This window comes from Polaromonas sp. P1_F6 (genome assembly GCF_056405695.1).
Genome location: NZ_JBFUBQ010000001.1, coordinates 1106104 through 1123744 on the forward strand (window position 1 = coordinate 1106104; position 17641 = coordinate 1123744).

Here is a 17641-nt window from a genome sequence, read left to right on the forward strand (position 1 = left end):
ACTGGCAAATTGCCAGGAAGGCCCCGGCACCAGGGTGTTGGCCATCACAACGGCCAAACGCCCGCCACCTGGTGCGTGGCCAGGTGAACTGCCTACATCAGCATCGTGTTGCGAATGAGGCCGACGGCCAGGCCTTCCAGTTCGAAAGGCTCGCCGGGCTCGACCACAATGGTTTTAAAGTCCGGGTTTTCGGGCAGAAGTTCGATCAGGTGCTTGTTGCGGCGAAAGCGCTTGACGGTCACTTCATCACCCAGCCGGGCCACGACAATTTGACCATTCTTGGCTTCCTTTGATTGCTTGACGGCCAGCAGGTCGCCATCCATGATGCCTGCGTCCCGCATGCTCATGCCGCGAACCTTGAGCAGGTAGTCGGGCTGGCGCTGAAACAGGCTGCTTTCAAAATAATAGGTTTGCTCGACATGTTCCTGCGCGAGAATCGGGCTGCCAGCAGCAACCCGCCCCACCAGAGGTAGGGCGAGTTGGGCCAGGCTTTGCAACGGCAGGGAAAACTGTTTGATTCTGGATTCGTTCAGGCTGCGAAGGGCGTCATTGCGCAAACGTATGCCGCGTGAAGTCCCGCTGACCAGCTCGATGACGCCTTTGCGGGCCAGTGCCTGCAAGTGCTCCTCGGCGGCGTTGGCAGAGCGAAAGCCAAGCTCAGCGGCGATTTCAGCACGGGTGGGCGGGGCGCCCGTGCGCGCGATGGCGCTCTGGATCAATTCCAGAATTTGCTGCTGGCGCGCAGTGAGCTTGGGAGCCTCAGAGGGAAAATGCGGAAAGTTATCGAGTGTGCTCATCACTGTTGCTCCTTGAATCACAACTTCAGCCCGCTTGCGTATTGCCTGTTGCCTGTTGCCTGTTGCCTGTTGCCTGTTGCCTGTTGCCTGTTGCCTGTTGCCTGTTGCCTGTTGCCTGTTGCCTGTTGCCTGTTGCCTGTTGCCTGTTGGCTTTGGGTACGCACGTTGCTGTAGCTGTTTTAATATCCAGTAACTGTATTTTCATCCAGTTTTTAAAAGATTGCAAGTTTACGTTTTATGTATCCTCAAAATATTGTGATTCTGGGCACTGGCGGCACGATTGCCGGGCAGGCTGCGAGTGCGTCGGACAACATCGGCTATACCGCCGCCCAGGTGGGCGTTGAGCAGCTGGTCGTGGCGGTCCCGTCCTTGGCAAGGTACGGCCCCTTGATGACCGAGCAGGTCGCGCAGGTCGACAGTAAGGACATGAGCTTCGAGGTATGGATGCAGCTGGCCAGTCGGGTCAATTACTTTCTGGCCCAGCCGGACGTGCAGGGCATTGTTATCACGCACGGAACGGACACGCTGGAAGAGACGGCATATTTCCTTCATGCGGTGTGCCGCCCCGATAAACCTGTGGTGCTGACCTGCGCCATGCGGCCCGCGACGGCGCTGGTGCCTGACGGCCCCCAGAACATGCTGGATGCCATGGCGGCGGCGCGTCATGCGGGGGCGAGGGGTGTGGTTGCGGTGTGCGCCGGAACCATCCACAGCGCGCTGGACGTGCAGAAAGTGCATACCTACAAGGTTGACGCCTTTGACTCTGGTGATGCGGGGCCGATTGGCTATGTGGAGGAAGGATTCCTCAGGTTAATGCGAAATTGGCCTGAAACCCATGTAGAACGAGCGCAAGCAGCTATTAAAATAATAGCGAACTCCGTGGTTCCGGTCCAGTGGCCGCACGTTGAGATCGTCATGAACCATGCCGGCGCCAGTGGTGCGGTCGTGGACGCGTTGCTGGCGCAGGGTGTTCAGGGGCTTGTAGTTGCCGCCACGGGTAATGGCACCTTGCACCATGCGCTGGAGGCGGCCTTGCTTCGCGCGCGGTCTGCGGGGGTGCGGGTCGTCCGGTCGACAAGGTGCCTCAATGGTCGTGTCTTGCCCACACCCGGGGATCTGTTTTCTGATTCGCAGGGGCTGAGCCCCGTGAAGGCGAGAATAGCGATGATGCTCGAGCTGTTGGCGCAAAGCTGAACCCTGCCTTCCGATTTCAGTCTGCCGGGAACTGGAATGAAAAAAGCCGTCAGACTGACGGCTTTGGGGTGCAGATGGACTCGCTGGAGGCTCGATTCAGCCCGCCAGCGCTTTGAACGCGCGGGCGGTGATCTCGTCAACACCGCCCATGCCGCTGATGGCACGGTATTTTGGGGCCAGTTCAGGCTCTGACTTTGCCCAGCTGGAGTAGTACTCAACCAGCGGACGGGTCTGCGCGCTGTAAACCTCCAGGCGCTTGCGGACGGTTTCTTCCTTGTCGTCATCGCGCTGGATCAGCGGCTCGCCGGTCACATCGTCTTTGCCTTCGACCTTGGGCGGATTGAACTTGACGTGATAGGTGCGGCCTGAGGCGGGGTGCGAACGGCGTCCGCTCATGCGCTCGATGATGGCGTCGAATGGTACGTCGATTTCAAGAACGTAATCCAGCTTGACGCCGGCAGACTTCATGGCGTCGGCCTGCGGAATGGTGCGCGGAAAGCCGTCAAACAGAAAGCCCTTGGCGCAGTCGGGCTGGGCAATGCGCTCTTTGACTAAATTGATGATCAGGTCGTCGCTGACCAGTGCACCCGAGTCCATGATTTTTTTGGCTTCAATGCCCAGCTGCGTGCCGGCTTTGACGGCCGCACGAAGCATGTCGCCGGTGGAAATCTGGGGAATGCCGTACTTCTGGCAGATGAAGGTCGCTTGCGTCCCTTTGCCCGCGCCAGGCGCGCCCAACAAAATCAGTCTCATGGATGTCCTCGGATTTTATGAATTCTTGAAGTCAGCCCGAACCGCCGGCCGGTTTCCGCAGGGGCTGCTTGACAGGTATGGAGGGCTGCCGGCACGCCCTGCAGGCCTCACACTTGTGTTTTTCCCAAGGATAGCATGCACCCCTGACAGCAACTTACGAGCCCGCGTCATGCCGGGGAGGGCAGGTCAGGAAAACAGCTTGCGGGCGAGGTCCAGGTCTTCCGGCGTGTCAACGCCCGGCCCAGGCACGTCGCTGGTGATGTGCACGGCGATGCGATGGCCGTGCCACAGCGCCCGGAGTTGCTCAAGGCACTCCAGTTGCTCGAGTGGCGACTGGGGAAGGCGCGGGAACTCCCGCAGAAATCCCACCCGATAGCCGTAAATGCCTACGTGCCGGAGTGGCCGGGGCAGGCTGCTGCCGGCCTCCCACCACGCCTTGCCGGTAAAGTCGCGCGCGGCCGGAATGGGTGAGCGGCTGAAGTAAAGGGCCGTATGGCGCGCATCAAGCACAACCTTGACCACATTGGGGTTGTTCAGGTCGGCCAGCTGCTGGATGGCATGCGCCGCCGTGCTCATGGCGCAGTCCGGGCGCTCGATGAGCAGGCGTGCGACCGCGTCGATCAAGGCCGGGTCAATCAGCGGCTCGTCACCTTGCACGTTCACCACAATGTCGTCGTCCGCGAGTCCCAGCACGCTGCAGGCTTCCGCGAGCCGGTCGCTGCCGCTGGGATGGTCTTCCCGGGTGAGCACGGCGGCGATGCCGAAAGACGCGCATTTTTCGATGATTTCGTTGCTGTCGGTTGCGACGACGGTGCGCAGGGCAGTGCTCTGCATCGCGCGCTGCGCCACACGCACGACCATGGGTGCGCCGCCGATGTCGGCGAGCGGCTTGTTGGGCAGGCGTGTAGAGGCCAGCCTGGCCGGAATGAGGACGGTGAAGCTCATGCTTTCGGGGTCTTGCCTGTGTTTTTCAAGGACCCGTTCACAGGCCGAGCTCTTCGTCGGTCAAGGTCCGCGCTTCGCTTTCCAGCAGCACGGGAAGCCCGTCGCGCACCGGGTACGCGAGGCGGGCGCTGCGGGAAACAAGTTCCTGTTTTTCCCGGTCGTAGTCGAGCGGGCCTTTGGTCACAGGGCAGACCAGCAGTTCAAGCAGTTTGGTGTCCATGGCCTGATGGTAAGGGAGAAATCAAAGGGGCCAGCCGGGCATCGAGTGCGGCAAAGAACGCTGGTTCGGGCGTAAACACCAAAGGCACGGCCAGAACCTCCCTTTGTGACGTGCCCTGCAGGGCAAAAAGCTTGACAGCGTCTTTTTCAGTGCACAGCACCACACGCCCTTTGAGCGCCTCCGCCTCCAGGTCTTGATCGGTGAAGTCATGGTGGTCGGGCAGGGCAGTTGTGGCCTGCAGCGTCAGGCCGGTTTCCCTCAGCATTCCGAAAAATGCTTCAGGGTTGGCTATGCCCGCAAGTGCCGCCAGAGGCCGGCCCCGCAGGCTCGTTAGCGCGACCGGTTCGCCCCGGCCGGAATAAGCTTCGTTGCCCAGTTTGCGACTGGAAACAAACCCTTCAAATGCCGGTTTTTGCCCGGTGTGCAGCACAAAATTCAAGCCAACCCGTTCGCGTGCGGGCCAGGGCTCACGCAACGGGCCTGCCGGTAGCAGCCAACCGTTCCCCACACCTCGGTCGTCGAACACGGCAATCTCGATATCGCGTTGCAGGGCGTAGTGTTGCAGCCCGTCGTCACACACGACTACAGCCGTGCCCGGATATGCGGCAAGCAATGCACGCACGGCGTCTACACGCTTGCCGGCAACAAAAACAGGCGCACCCGTTGCACGCTTGATAAGGGCCGGCTCGTCGCCTGAGAGATGAGGGGATGCGCCGGGGATCACCTCCAGGCAGTCGGTGCCGTGCCTTCCGTAACCGCGGGACACCACCCCTACCAGTACCTGTTGCGCCTGCAGATGTTTCACCAGGGCAATCACCAGCGGTGTTTTTCCGGCGCCGCCGGCGATGACGTTTCCGACCACGACCACCGGAACGCCAAAATGTTCGGACCGGAGAATGTGACGGCGATACAGCACCCACCGCAGCCGCACGACCAGGCCATAGACCTGGGCAAGCGGCCAGAGCAGGCATGCCAGCCAACCCCGTCTGTGCCAGGCATTCTGCAAAATCTGTTTCACGTGATGACTGCCATTTCGCCGCGAAGGCTGCATGGAATGGGCAACCGGCCCCGGCCTATCTGGCCCCGGCCGTTGCGGCGCTTTGCGTTGCAAATGTGATTTGCGTCAGCCCCTGGCGGCGTGCGGCCTCCATGACGGTGATGACGGCTTGATGTGTGGCGTTGGCATCGGCGCTGATGATGATGACGCTTTCCTTGCCGGCTTTCGCTGCTTCGGCAAGCGCGGCTCCCAGCACTTCGATGCCACGGCCTTCCACCAAAGTCTTGTTGACCATGTAGCGACCGTCGCTGCTCACGGCGACGATGACTTCCTTGGGATAGTCGCGCTGTTGTTCGGCGTTGGCGATCGGCAGCTTGACCTGAAGTTCGGTGAACTTGCTATAGGTGGTGGACAGCATCAGGAAGATCAGCACCACGAGCAGCACATCGATGAAGGGGATCAGGTTGATCTCCGGCTCGTCATGAGGATGGGGGCGAAAGTTCATTTTCTGAGGGTATTGAGGTGGCGTACAAAACGCTCGGCCGCCAGCTCCATCGTCAGCAGATATCCGTCCACTCGCGCCCGGAAATAGCGCCAGAAAATCAGCGAGGGAATGGCCACCATCAGGCCGAAAGCCGTGTTGTAGAGCGCAATCGAGATGCCTTGCGCCAACTGGGCAGGGTTGCCGCCGGCGGCATTGCTCACACCTCCGCCACCTGCCTGCGAGCCGAAAATCTCGATCATGCCGATGACGGTACCCAGCAGACCGAGTAAGGGCGCGGCAGAGGCGATGGTTGCCAGGGCTGCCAGGTAGCGCTCCAGCTTGTGGGCCGCCTTGCGTCCCGCGCCTTCCAGCGTGGAACGCAGGTCATCTTCGCTGATCCGTGGATTGGTGTTCAGCGCACGAAAACCGCTGGCAAGCACTTCGCCGAGCAGCGAATTCTGTTCAAGTTGCGCCACCACATCGGGGGAGGGGACGGAGGCGCGGGAGACGGTGATGGCTTCGTCAAGCAGCTTGGCGGGGGCGATTTTTCGGATTTTTAGGCTGGTAAAACGCTCGATAACCAGAGCAAGGGCCAAGACAGAGCAGGCAACCAGGGGCCAAATCGGCCAACCTGCGGCTTGTATGATCGAAAACAATGCACATCTCCAGGCAGTAAGTTGTGGTGGATTATGGCTTACAGAAACTGCCATCTCGTTGCAGCCGAGCCTGATCTGTTAAATGTTCGCAACGTCATCGCGTGTCGGACGTAGCCCACAGAAGCTGTGGATAACTTTGTTAGCAAGTGGAGGCACAGCGGCCTCCAAGCCGCGCCAAATCGTGCATGTGACAGAACGATGAAATTTTGAGCAGAATTAAGTTATTCAAAATCAATGAGTTACACGAATTTATCTCGATATCCGCGGGAAACCAGGGGGTTGAGCCTTGAAGGGCGGCTCTCTGTGGAGTATTACACCCGGATTGCCAAGGGGTTTAGGCGTGTTTGATGCATCGACTCCTTCGGGGAAGCCGCAAGCGGGAGCGCGCGACGCGGGCATTCGGGTATGGCCCGTCGGGTCTTTGCTGAGGGCTATTTCAGACAGCCTTGAAGCCCGGTTTAACCCCGTCGCGGTGCAGGGTGAGATCAGCGGTTTTTCGCGTGCGGCCAGCGGCCACTGCTATTTTTCACTCAAGGATGAACAGGGGCAGGTTCGCTGCGCCATGTTTCGCCGCGCTGCCACGATGCTCGATTTTTCCCCGCGCGACGGCCAATTGGTGGAGTTGCGGGGACGGCTGGGTGTTTATGAGCCGCGCGGTGAGTTGCAACTGGTGGTGGAGTCCATGCGCCAGGCGGGCCAGGGCAACCTTTTTGAACAGTTCCTGCTGCTCAAGGCCAGACTTGAAGCTGAGGGTCTTTTCGACCAGGGCCGTAAAAGGCCTTTGCCTTTGCTGCCCCGCGCCATTGGTGTGGTGACTTCGCTGGGTGCCGCCGCCTTGCACGATGTCATGAGTGCTTTGCAGCGCCGTGTGCCACATATTCCCGTGGTTATCTATCCTGCCAGCGTACAGGGCAGCCAGGCAGCCGGCGAATTGCGCGCCGCTTTGCTCAAAGCCTATCAGCGGCGATCCCAGGACCGCGTGGATGTCTTGCTGTTGGTACGCGGCGGCGGTGCTATGGAAGACCTGTGGGCTTTTAATGATGAGCAACTCGCCCGAACCCTGGTGGAATCGCCCATGCCAGTGATCAGCGGGGTGGGACATGAAACCGACTTCACGATCGCTGATTTTTGCGCTGACGTGCGTGCGCCCACGCCGACCGCCGCGGCAGAACTCTGCGCGCAGCCCCAGGCTGTCTGGCTGGGTGCGCTGGACCTGGCTCTGTCGCGGCTGCAAAACGGTGTAGACCGCCAGCTGGAGTCGCACAACCAGCGCCTGGACTGGGCGGCTTCGCGAATCACCCGGCCGTCGCATCTGGTTACCAGGCAGCATGCCCGTCTGGCCGGGCTCGGCCAGAGCCTGAGCCATGCGGCGCGTTCGGCACTGCAGCACGAACGGCGCAGGCTGCAGGTCTTGGGCAGCGATTTTCCGCACGAAGTGCAAGGCAGCCTGCAACGAGGTCGGCAGCGCGTCGAGCGCGCACAGTTGCGGCTTGAATTACTGGATCCCAAACTGGTCCTGAAGCGCGGTTATGCCTGGCTTGCCGACCTTCATGGGCAGCCCATTACCAGCCAGGAAAATACACACATAGGGCAACCCGTACGCGCTACCCTTGCCGACGGCGAGGTCGATTTGACGGTTTCTGCGCGCAGGCTGATTTAGTTTTTACAATGACATCGTTAAAAGCAGTTTATTCATCACCACGAGGAAAAAATCATGGAACACAAACTCCCCCCGCTACCGTACCCGATCGACGCCCTGGCGCCGCATTACAGCCAGGAAGCCTTTGAATACCACCATGGTAAGCACCACAATGCTTACGTGGTGAACCTCAACAACCTGCAAAAAGGCACTGAGTTTGAAGCCATGACGCTCGAAGAGATCGTCAAGAAATCCAGTGGCGGTGTGTACAACAATGCGGCCCAGATCTGGAACCACACCTTCTTCTGGAGCTGCATGAAACCGGCCGGCGGCGGCGAACCTGGCGGCGCGCTGGCTGCAGCCATCAACGCCAAGTTTGGCTCTTATGCTGCGTTCAAAGAGGCTTTCGTCAAGTCAGCCGTTGGCAATTTCGGTTCCGGCTGGACGTGGCTTGTCAAAAAAGCCGACGGTACGGTTGATATTGTCAACACCGGCCCGGCAGGTACCCCTCTCACCACCGCCGACAAGGCCCTGCTGACGGTGGATGTCTGGGAGCATGCCTACTACATCGACTACCGCAACCTGCGTCCGAAATTTGTCGAAACCTTCCTCTCCAATCTGGTGAACTGGAGTTTTGCCGAGGCCAACTTCGCCTGAGGCGAGAAGCCTTCGCCCACGAAAAAGCCGACATGAGTCGGCTTTTTTTGTTTTAAAAGCGAGAAATCAGCGCTTCGCCTCGAAAATCGGGCCGCCCAGTTTGCTGCCGGCCTTGATGCGTTTTCGCGCAAACCAGCCCTTGTTCATTTCCAGGACAAAGCGCACGGGTTGGGCAGAGCAGTGTGGGTCTGTGGTTTGAGGTTTCATGTCGGCGAGGTTCACGATGGTGCCGTCATCCGCCACAAAGGCGGCGGTCAGTGGCAGCAAGGTGTTTTTCATCCAGAAGCACTGCTGGGCTGGCTGCTCGAAGATAAAAATCATGCCTTCCTGTTGCGGCATTTCCTTGCGGAACATCAGGCCGATTTGCCGCTGTTCCGGCGTGAGGGCCACCTGTGCCTCAATCAGGTGCATGCCGGCCGACAGCTTGACGCGCTGTAAATTCATCTGGGGGCCGTCCTGCGCCGAAGCACCCAGGGGCACGAACAAGGCGGCAACAGCCAGCATCTGGGTGAGGCCCTTGAACGCCCCACGAAAAAAGACAGTACCGGGTTCGAAAAACATAGAGTCACCACGCATGAAGTTGATCGGCCAGCATAAACGACGCGCATAAAAAATGCCCGCACGCGGCGGGCATTTTGACCGAAGTCACCAGGAATTACTTCTTGGCTTCAGCTTTTGCTTTTTTGGCGGCAGCAGCTTCGGCTTTCTTGGCTGCAGCGGCTTCAGCTTTTGCTTTCTTGTCAGCAGCAGCTTTTTCTTTCTTTGCGGCCTTGGCAGCAGCTTTTTCTTCTTTGGTCATTTTGGCTGGCTTTGCTTCAGCTTTGGCTTCTGCTTTTGCAGCAGGAGCGGCTGGCGTTGCGGCAACAGCTGGCTTGGCTGGGGTAGCCGCAGGAGCGGAAGCTTGTGCGAAAGCACCAGCAGCGAAGAGGCCAGCGATCAAAGCAGCGAGGATTTTGTTCATTTGGAATTTCCTTTGATAACGTTATTGGAAAAAATACCCCGAACTTCTCGGAGGCCCTACCGTAACGAGGCCGGTTCCAAAGCCGTTGACACGATGCCCCCAAATTCTTTTGCTGTACGGTTTTACGGCTAGAATTTAGGGGTTTTTACCTAACTGTTGCGTGGCGTGCCCTTGGACGCCTTGCGCTTACCGGAGACTTTTGTTCATGTATCAGCACATCAAGGTGCCTTCCCAAGGCCAAAAAATCACTGTCAATGCCGACAACTCGTTGAACGTACCTGACGAACCCATCATTCCGTTCATTGAAGGCGACGGCACCGGCGCAGACATTACGCCGGTGATGCTGAAAGTGGTTGATGCTGCTGTTGCCAAAGCCTACGGCGGCAAGAAAAAGATCCACTGGATGGAAGTGTTTGCCGGTGAAAAGTCCACCAAGGTCTATGGCCCGGACGTCTGGCTGCCAGAAGAAACCCTGCACGCTGTTCGTGACTACGTCGTGTCGATCAAGGGTCCGCTGACGACCCCTGTGGGCGGCGGCATCCGCAGCCTGAACGTGGCGTTGCGCCAGGAGCTGGATCTTTACGTCTGCCTGCGCCCCATCCAGTATTTCAAGGGCGTTCCTTCGCCCGTCAAAGAGCCTGAAAAGACCCACATGGTCATCTTCCGCGAAAACTCGGAAGACATCTACGCCGGTATCGAGTTCGAGTCCGGCAGCGACAAGGCCAAAAAACTCATCAAGTTCCTGCAGGACGAGATGGGCGTCAAGAAGATTCGCTTCCCGAACACCTCCGGCATCGGCATCAAGCCGGTTTCCAGCGAAGGCACCGAGCGCCTGGTGCGCAAGGCCATCCAGTACGCCATCGACAACGACAAGCCCAGCGTGACCATCGTGCACAAGGGCAACATCATGAAGTTCACCGAAGGCGGCTTCCGTGACTGGGCTTATGCCCTGGCCAAGAAGGAATTCGGCGCCGTGGAAATTGACGGCGGCCCATGGATGAAGTTCAAGAACCCCAAGACCGGCAAGGAAATCACCGTCAAGGACAGCATCGCCGATGCTTTCCTGCAGCAGATCCTGCTGCGTCCCGCTGAATACAGCGTGATCGCCACCCTGAACCTGAACGGCGACTACGTGTCCGACGCGCTGGCTGCCCAGGTCGGCGGCATCGGCATCGCCCCCGGCGCCAACCTGAGCGACACCGTCGCCATGTTTGAAGCCACCCACGGTACTGCGCCCAAGTATGCTGGCAAAGACTACGTGAACCCCGGCTCCGAGATCCTCTCGGCCGAAATGATGCTGCGCCACATGGGTTGGACCAAGGCTGCCGACCTGATCATCAGCTCGATGGAAAAATCCATCGACTCCAAGAAGGTCACTTATGACTTCGCCCGCCTCATGGAAGGCGCAACCCAGGTCAGCTGCTCCGGCTTTGGCCAGGTCATGATCGACCACATGTAAAGCTGGCTCAGCCGGTTTTTCCGAGAACCGCCCGGGAGCAATCCCGCGGCGGTTTTTTTCTTGGCCACGGAAAAGGAAAAAAATCACGCTTGAATGTCGCGTTCCCGCCACCAATTTCCCTATCAGGCGCACTGGACTACATCGGTGGCTAGAATGAATTCCATKGCAACCAAGTCTCCAAAATCCCCTAACTCTCCGGTGCAGCCCCCAGTCCCGGCTATCAAGCCCGATAACGGCAATGGGGGAGAGTCGGTCGTATTGGAGCGCCGGCCGCAAAAGACCAAGCCCCCGCAGATGTACCAGGTGGTCCTGCTCAACGACGACTACACCCCCATGGAGTTCGTGGTGGTGGTGATCCAGGAGTTTTTCAACAAGGACCATGACACCGCCACGCAGATCATGCTGAAGATCCATCTGGACGGCAAAGGTGTCTGTGGCGTGTTTTCCAGGGACGTAGCGGCGACCAAGGTGGACCAGGTCACCGAAGCTGCCCGGAAAAACGGCCATCCGCTGCAGTGTGTCAGTGAGCCCATTGAATAATCGTAAATCCGGCCAATATTCCCTTCATAAGTCAGTAGAGTTAACCCAAGCAAGCCGAAAGGAAGATCAATGATTGCCCAGGAACTAGAAGTCAGCTTGCACATGGCGTTTGTCGAGGCGCGTCAGCAGCGCCACGAGTTCATCACCGTTGAGCATCTCTTGCTTGCCTTGCTGGACAACCCCAGTGCAGCCGAGGTATTGCGCGCCTGCTCAGCCAATGTGGACGACTTGCGCAAGTCGTTGGCCAATTTCATCAAGGACAACACCCCGCAGGTCGCCGGCACCGACGATGTCGACACGCAGCCCACGCTGGGCTTCCAGCGCGTGATCCAGCGCGCCATCATGCACGTGCAGTCCACCGGCAATGGCAAGAAGGAAGTCACCGGCGCCAATGTGCTGGTCGCCATTTTTGGTGAAAAAGACTCCCACGCCGTGTATTACCTCCACCAGCAGGGCGTAACCCGCCTGGACGTGGTGAATTTCATCGCGCACGGCATCAAGAAGAGCGATCCACCCGAGCCAGCCAAGGCCGGCGAGAGCGCCGCCGAGAACGAAGAGGGCGGCGAGAAGAACGAAAAAGCCTCACCGCTTGAACAATTCACCGTCAACCTGAACCAGCTCGCCAAGGACGGCAAGATCGATCCGCTGATCGGCCGCCAGTATGAAGTCGAGCGCGTCATTCAGATTCTCTGCCGCCGCCGCAAGAACAACCCGCTGCTGGTCGGTGAGGCCGGTGTGGGTAAAACCGCGATTGCCGAGGGCCTGGCCTGGCGCATCACGCAAAAAGACGTACCCGAGATCCTGGCCGAAGCCAATGTGTACTCGCTCGACATGGGCGCATTGCTGGCCGGCACCAAGTACCGCGGTGACTTCGAACAACGCCTGAAGGGCGTGCTCAAGGCATTGAAGGACAAGCCCAACGGCATCCTGTTCATCGACGAAATCCACACCCTGATCGGTGCCGGTGCGGCCTCGGGCGGTACGCTGGATGCGTCCAACCTGCTCAAGCCGGCGCTGTCCAGCGGCCAGCTCAAGTGCATCGGCGCGACCACCTTCACCGAATACCGCGGTATCTTCGAAAAAGATGCGGCCCTGTCGCGCCGCTTCCAGAAGGTCGATGTGGTCGAGCCGACCGTGCAGGAAACGGTCGACATCCTCAAGGGCCTGAAGTCGCGCTTTGAAGAGCACCACAGCGTCAAGTACGCCGTGGCTGCCCTGCAGGCTGCCGCCGAGCTCAGCGCCAAGTACATCAACGATCGCCATCTGCCCGACAAAGCCATTGACGTGATCGATGAAGCCGGCGCTGCCCAGCGCATCCTGCCTGCGTCCAAGCGCAAGAAGATCATCACCAAGGCCGAGGTCGAAGAGATCGTGGCCAAGATCGCCCGCATCCCGCCCGCCAATGTCTCCAACGACGACCGCGGCAAGCTGCAGACGCTCGAGCGGGACCTGAAAAGCGTGGTCTTCGGCCAGGACAAGGCCCTTGAAGTGCTGGCCTCTGCCGTCAAGATGGCGCGCTCCGGCCTGGGCAAGGACGACAAGCCGATTGGCTCCTTCCTGTTCTCCGGCCCCACTGGCGTCGGCAAGACGGAAGCTGCCAAGCAACTGGCCTACATCATGGGCATCGAGTTGATCCGCTTCGACATGTCCGAGTACATGGAACGCCATGCCGTGAGCCGCCTGATTGGCGCGCCTCCGGGTTACGTCGGTTTTGACCAGGGTGGCTTGCTGACTGAGGCCATCACGAAGAAGCCGCACGCCGTGCTGCTGCTTGACGAGATCGAAAAGGCGCACCCGGACATCTTCAACGTGTTGCTGCAGGTCATGGACCACGGCACGCTGACGGACAACAACGGGCGCAAGGCCGATTTCCGCAACGTCATCATCGTCATGACCACCAACGCCGGTGCCGAGACGATGAACAAGGCGACCATTGGCTTTACCAACCCGCGCGAGTCCGGCGACGAGATGGCCGACATCAAGCGCCTGTTTACGCCCGAGTTCCGCAACCGCCTGGACGCGACTGTCAGCTTCAAGGCGCTGGACGAAACCGTCATCCTGCGCGTGGTCGACAAATTCCTGCTGCAGCTCGAAACGCAACTGGCCGAGAAGAAGGTGGAAGTCACCTTCACCGATACGCTGCGCAAGTACCTCGGCAAGAAGGGCTTTGATCCGCTGATGGGCGCCCGCCCGATGCAGCGCCTGATCCAGGACACGATCCGCCGTGCGCTGGCCGACGAGCTGCTGTTTGGCCGGCTGACCGACGGTGGCCGCCTGACGGTGGACATGAAGGTCACGACGGACGAGAAGGGCGTTGAGACCGGAGAAGTCCAGCTCGACATCCAGCCGCTGCCGAAGAAGGAAGGTAAAGCCAAGCCGGAAGCCGAAGCGGCAGAAACCAACTGACCATTCGCTGATCGAGCCGATCCAGCGGCGCGGATAGTTTCCGCGCACCCAAAAAAGGCCGCTAGCATCACGCTATCGGCCTTTTTTCATTTCGCCCGCGCCCCAACCCCAGAGACACCCCGCTTTGACCCTTCCCGAACTCAGCTCAGAATGGAAAACCGGCCTCTCCCTGGTCTGGAGTGCCTACATTGCAGTGCTGTCGGTCTGGATCGTGATGCAAAAGCGCGCGCCGGTCTCCACCATGAGCTGGATCCTGTCGCTGGCCCTGCTGCCGTTTGCCGGCTTCGTGATTTACTACTTCCTCGGTCCCCAGCGCCTCAAAAAGCAGCGCCTCAAGCGGCTGCGCAGCCGCGCCGGTGCGCGTGGCGATGCCGATCTGGCCCAGTTGCAGGGCGTGGCCGAAAGAGCACCTCCGGCGCTGCGGCAGATGACCGCCCTGGGAACCGCCGCCTGCGGCCTTCCGGTGTCCAGTGCCACAGGCGTCCAGCTGCTTTCAGGCGGGGCGCATACCTTCGACAGCATCTTCCAGGCGATCCGCGACGCCCGCCATCATGTGCACCTCGAGTACTATATTTTTGAACCCGACCGCATCGGCACTGCCCTGCGCGACTTGCTGGCCGAAAGGGCCGAGCAGGGCGTCAAGGTGCGGCTGCTGGTCGATGCGCTCGGCTCCAAGCGGCTTGGGAGCCGGTTTCTGGCACCGCTGGAGACCGCGGGCGTCGAGGTTGCATTCTTTCACGATACCCGCATAGGCCGCCGCCTGCGCCCGGTGACCAACTACCGCACCCACCGCAAGATTGTCGTCTGCGACGGCCGTGTCGGCTTCACGGGCGGCGTCAACATCACCGATGAAGAAGACCGGCGCACCCGCGCCGATGCCTACCATGATGTGCACCTGCGCATTGAAGGCAGCGCGGTGCGATGGCTGCAGACCACCTTCCTGGAAGACTGGACCTATGCCACCGGCGAATCGATAGCCGACACGGACGGGACCCTTCCGCACCTGCTGCCCCTCCTGGTGCCTGACGAAGAAGCCGGCGACATTCCGGTGCAGTTTGTGACCAGCGGGCCCGACAACATGCTGGAGCCGATTCACCGCATGCACCTGGCCGCCATCAATGCCTCCACCCAGCGCGCCTGGTTGACCACGCCTTACTTTGTGCCGGGAGAACCCGCGCTGATGGCGCTGACCAGCGCTGCGCTGCGCGGCGTCGACGTGCGCCTGCTGGTGCCGCGCCGCAGCGACAGCTTTGTCGTCAGCGCCGCGGCGCGCTCCTACTTCGACGAACTGATCGCCGCTGGCGTCAAGGTCTGGGAGTACAAGGCCCGCATGCTGCACTCCAAAACACTGGTCGTCGACGACAGCTGTGCCATGGTCGGCACCGCCAATTTCGACAACCGCAGCTTTCGCCTCAACTTCGAAGTGATGGCCGTGGTCTACGGCCCCGCGCTGGCAGGGCCGCTCGCTGCGCAGTTTGAAACCGACCTGCTCAGCGCCGCGCCCGTGCGCGCACATCGCCCCCAGAACTTTTTGATGCGCCTGCTCGACGCCACGGCGCGGCTGTTTTCACCCTTGCTCTAATTACCTACTTCGAGTTCTTCATGCCCCACACCTTCCTCTGGCACGACTACGAAACCTTCGGCATCAACCCGCGCCGCGACCGGCCCGCGCAGTTCGCCGGCATTCGCACCGACGCCGAGCTCAACGAAATCGGCGAGCCGCTGATGATTTATTGCAAGCCGGCCAACGACTACCTGCCCAATCCAGAGTCCTGCCTGCTCACCGGCATTACCCCCCAGTTGTGCATGGAGCGTGGCGTGGCCGAGCACGAATTCGCCGCGCAGATCGAAGCCGTTCTGGCCGAGCCGGGCACGATCGGCGTGGGCTACAACACCATCCGCTTCGACGACGAAGTCACGCGCTACATGTTCTGGCGCAACCTCATTGACCCGTATGCGCGCGAATGGCAAAACGACTGCGGCCGCTGGGATCTGCTCGATGTCGTGCGCATGGCCTATGCGCTGCGGCCCGAAGGCATCGCCTGGCCGCTCAAGCCCGACGAACGCAGACCGGACGACGCCAGCGCCGTTCGCCCCAGCTTCAAGCTCGAAGACCTGGCGCGTGCCAACGGCCTGATGCACGAGTCGGCGCACGACGCCCTGTCTGACGTGCGCGCCACCATCGCGCTGGCCCGCCTGATCCGCAAGGCGCAACCCAAGCTTTTCGACTTTTGCCTGGGCCTGCACAAGAAGGACCGCGTGGCCGCGGAGCTCGGCCTGCCCACCAGCCCGCAAACGGCCCAGCCGTTTTTGCATGTCTCGGGCATGTTCCCGCCAGAGCGCGGCTGCCTGGCCGTCATGTGGCCGCTGGCAACGCATCCGACGAACAAGAACGAGCTGCTGGCCTGGGACCTGTCGCAAGACCCAAGTGAGCTGCCTTTGCTCGACGTTGCCACGCTGCGGCAACGCCTCTTCAGTAAATCAGCCGAGCTGCCCGAAGGCGTGCTGCGCCTGCCCATCAAATCGGTTCACCTGAACAAGTCACCCATGGTCGTGCGCAAGCTCGCCACGCTGTCGCCGGAGATGGCGGCCAAATGGAATGTAGATATCCCCGCTGCGCTGGCCAACGCCAAAAAAGCCGCCGGCCTGCCCGACATGAGCGCCCTCTGGCCCGAAGTCTTCCAGCGGCCCAAAGAGCCCACGCCGGATGTCGATGAAGACCTGTACGGTGGTTTCATCAACAACATCGACCGGCGCAGGCTCAACCAGCTGCGCGCCTTGTCCCCTGCCGAGTTGGCCCATGCCCGCATCGGCTTCGACGATGAACGCCTCGGGGAACTGGTGTTTCGCTACCGGGCGCGCAACTTTGCCGAAACCCTGTCGCCCGAAGACGCCGAACGCTGGGAAGCGCATCGCGCTGCGCGCCTGCTGGAGGGTGAGGGCGGGGCACGCAATGTGGATGCGCTGTTTGCCGAGATTGATGTGTTGGCGGAGACGGCAGATGAGAAGGGGCAGGCGGTGCTTGAGGCGCTTTATGAGTATGCGGAGATGATTGCGCCTGAGGACTGAGGCGCACAACCGGGCTCAAGGCGCGTCTTTTCTCCAGCCGGGATAGGGAAAAGGTGGCAATACCTGTTGTGAAGTCTTCTTGCCAGTATCGCGGTACACAAACTCGATTCTGACAACTCGCCATTTTTGCTGGATGAGTTTGAGATAAACCGTATAGGCATTGGGATCTCGCCCGAAATCTCCGACCTCACCGACGACCGCCACAGCATTTTCGGTATCGACCGGGCTTACGCTGGTGACAAAGTGGCCAGCGCCGGTGCCGAGGTAATAGGACTTGGCGAACAGTTCCACATTGGCTTCAAGGTTTTTTTGAGAAACCTCAGACAGCATTGACTGGGCATAGCACCCTGCAGACAAAGCCGTTATTGCTGCCGAAAAGAAAATCCGGCAGACGGTGTGTGAAATATTCATGGCGTGTGGAATTGATGTTCAACCACGGTGGCGTGTTTCACGCAGATCATAGATGCTGAGGGCGGCTGGCCGGGGGTTGCCCGGCGGCAAGTAACTTTCTTTTGCTTCGCCAAAAGAAAGTCACCAAAGAAAAGGCGACCCTGCTGTCTGCGACCCCTTCGCTTCGCTACGGGGCAACCTGCGGTGCTCGGTTCAGGCGGGGTCTCGCTCGAACTCGCTTCGCTCAGACAATCGCGATCCCTGATCCGCCTGAACCTGCGCTCCTCGGCGCAGACAGAAGGGAAGGGGCAATCGGGTGCGGGAACCGAAGACAAATGCCAGCTCCAATACCGACAAGGACTCGCCATGGCGAGTCCTTGTTTCTTCCGGTATTCGGCTGTTAGGTATTCCTTCCCCAACCCCTTGTGGATGCGCCGAGGAGCACAGGGCCAGACGGATCAGGGCAAAAACTTG

At 60.1% G+C, this 17641-nt stretch carries 18 protein-coding genes; 8 read left to right on the forward strand and 10 right to left on the reverse strand.

The window, feature by feature from the left end; translation table 11 throughout:
* Window positions 1-92: 92 nt before the first annotated feature.
* Window positions 93-797, reverse strand: a complete 705-nt coding sequence (gene lexA / locus AC1DY9_RS05125; RefSeq protein ID WP_457280989.1) for a transcriptional repressor LexA — start codon at window positions 795-797, stop codon at window positions 93-95.
* Window positions 798-1034: 237 nt separating this feature from the next.
* Between lexA and AC1DY9_RS05130 the strand changes: the two genes are divergently transcribed.
* Entirely contained in the window at window positions 1035-1991 is a 957-nt protein-coding gene (locus AC1DY9_RS05130; RefSeq protein WP_477665947.1) for an asparaginase, read from the forward strand.
* Window positions 1992-2087: 96 nt separating this feature from the next.
* On the opposite strand, the gene adk is transcribed toward AC1DY9_RS05130, so the two are convergent.
* The 6 genes from adk to AC1DY9_RS05160 all read right to left on the reverse strand — a co-directional run bounded on the left by adk (window position 2088) and on the right by AC1DY9_RS05160 (window position 6046).
* A complete protein-coding gene (gene adk, locus AC1DY9_RS05135) occupies window positions 2088-2744 on the reverse strand; it encodes an adenylate kinase (protein ID WP_477648743.1) in 657 nt (218 codons plus the stop codon).
* Window positions 2745-2930: 186 nt separating this feature from the next.
* Window positions 2931-3689: a 3-deoxy-manno-octulosonate cytidylyltransferase gene (gene kdsB / locus AC1DY9_RS05140; protein WP_477665948.1), complete on the reverse strand. Its 759-nt coding sequence runs from the start codon at window positions 3687-3689 to the stop codon at window positions 2931-2933.
* Window positions 3690-3726: 37 nt separating this feature from the next.
* The gene (locus tag AC1DY9_RS05145) at window positions 3727-3909 is read right to left on the reverse strand and encodes a Trm112 family protein (protein ID WP_122956562.1); all 183 of its coding nucleotides are present in this window, start codon (window positions 3907-3909) and stop codon (window positions 3727-3729) included.
* Entirely contained in the window at window positions 3890-4960 is a 1071-nt protein-coding gene (lpxK, locus tag AC1DY9_RS05150) for a tetraacyldisaccharide 4'-kinase (RefSeq protein ID WP_477665949.1), read from the reverse strand. Before lpxK ends, AC1DY9_RS05145 begins: the two co-directional genes overlap by 20 nt.
* A 22-nt stretch (window positions 4961-4982) precedes the next feature.
* A complete protein-coding gene (locus AC1DY9_RS05155) occupies window positions 4983-5411 on the reverse strand; it encodes an ExbD/TolR family protein (protein ID WP_457280760.1) in 429 nt (142 codons plus the stop codon).
* A complete protein-coding gene (locus tag AC1DY9_RS05160; protein WP_457280990.1) occupies window positions 5408-6046 on the reverse strand; it encodes a MotA/TolQ/ExbB proton channel family protein in 639 nt (212 codons plus the stop codon). The genes AC1DY9_RS05155 and AC1DY9_RS05160 overlap by 4 nt, the downstream gene beginning before the upstream one ends.
* 340 nt (window positions 6047-6386) lie before the next feature.
* Here AC1DY9_RS05160 and xseA point away from each other — a divergent pair, with 340 nt between their 5' ends.
* Together xseA and AC1DY9_RS05170 are read left to right on the forward strand one after the other, a co-directional pair.
* Complete coding sequence (gene xseA / locus AC1DY9_RS05165) at window positions 6387-7706, forward strand: exodeoxyribonuclease VII large subunit (protein WP_477665950.1); 1320 nt, start codon at window positions 6387-6389, stop codon at window positions 7704-7706.
* A 54-nt stretch (window positions 7707-7760) separates the two neighbouring features.
* On the forward strand, window positions 7761-8342 hold the full coding sequence (locus tag AC1DY9_RS05170) for a Fe-Mn family superoxide dismutase (RefSeq protein WP_431096247.1): 582 nt from the start codon (window positions 7761-7763) through the stop codon (window positions 8340-8342).
* Window positions 8343-8408: 66 nt separating this feature from the next.
* Here AC1DY9_RS05170 and AC1DY9_RS05175 read toward each other — a convergent pair whose 3' ends face one another.
* Together AC1DY9_RS05175 and AC1DY9_RS05180 are read right to left on the reverse strand one after the other, a co-directional pair.
* Window positions 8409-8846: a DUF192 domain-containing protein gene (locus tag AC1DY9_RS05175; protein ID WP_477666040.1), complete on the reverse strand. Its 438-nt coding sequence runs from the start codon at window positions 8844-8846 to the stop codon at window positions 8409-8411.
* A 151-nt stretch (window positions 8847-8997) separates the two neighbouring features.
* Entirely contained in the window at window positions 8998-9303 is a 306-nt protein-coding gene (locus tag AC1DY9_RS05180; RefSeq protein WP_457280763.1) for a hypothetical protein, read from the reverse strand.
* Between the two features lie 199 nt (window positions 9304-9502).
* Here AC1DY9_RS05180 and icd point away from each other — a divergent pair, with 199 nt between their 5' ends.
* The 5 genes from icd (at window position 9503) to sbcB (ending at window position 16777) form a co-directional block, all read left to right on the forward strand.
* A complete protein-coding gene (icd, locus tag AC1DY9_RS05185; RefSeq protein ID WP_457280764.1) occupies window positions 9503-10762 on the forward strand; it encodes an NADP-dependent isocitrate dehydrogenase in 1260 nt (419 codons plus the stop codon).
* Between the two features lie 162 nt (window positions 10763-10924).
* Complete coding sequence (gene clpS / locus AC1DY9_RS05190) at window positions 10925-11302, forward strand: ATP-dependent Clp protease adapter ClpS (protein ID WP_457280765.1); 378 nt, start codon at window positions 10925-10927, stop codon at window positions 11300-11302.
* Window positions 11303-11371: 69 nt separating this feature from the next.
* A complete protein-coding gene (clpA, locus tag AC1DY9_RS05195) occupies window positions 11372-13708 on the forward strand; it encodes an ATP-dependent Clp protease ATP-binding subunit ClpA (protein WP_457280766.1) in 2337 nt (778 codons plus the stop codon).
* Between the two features lie 124 nt (window positions 13709-13832).
* Complete coding sequence (gene cls / locus AC1DY9_RS05200) at window positions 13833-15290, forward strand: cardiolipin synthase (RefSeq protein ID WP_477665951.1); 1458 nt, start codon at window positions 13833-13835, stop codon at window positions 15288-15290.
* A gap of 20 nt (window positions 15291-15310) precedes the next feature.
* Window positions 15311-16777 (forward strand): exodeoxyribonuclease I, encoded by a 1467-nt coding sequence (gene sbcB, locus AC1DY9_RS05205; RefSeq protein WP_477665952.1) that lies wholly within the window; start codon window positions 15311-15313, stop codon window positions 16775-16777.
* A 15-nt stretch (window positions 16778-16792) separates the two neighbouring features.
* Here the strand turns inward: sbcB and AC1DY9_RS05210 are convergent, their stop codons facing one another.
* Window positions 16793-17188 (reverse strand): hypothetical protein, encoded by a 396-nt coding sequence (locus tag AC1DY9_RS05210; RefSeq protein WP_457280769.1) that lies wholly within the window; start codon window positions 17186-17188, stop codon window positions 16793-16795.
* Window positions 17189-17641: the final 453 nt, after the last annotated feature.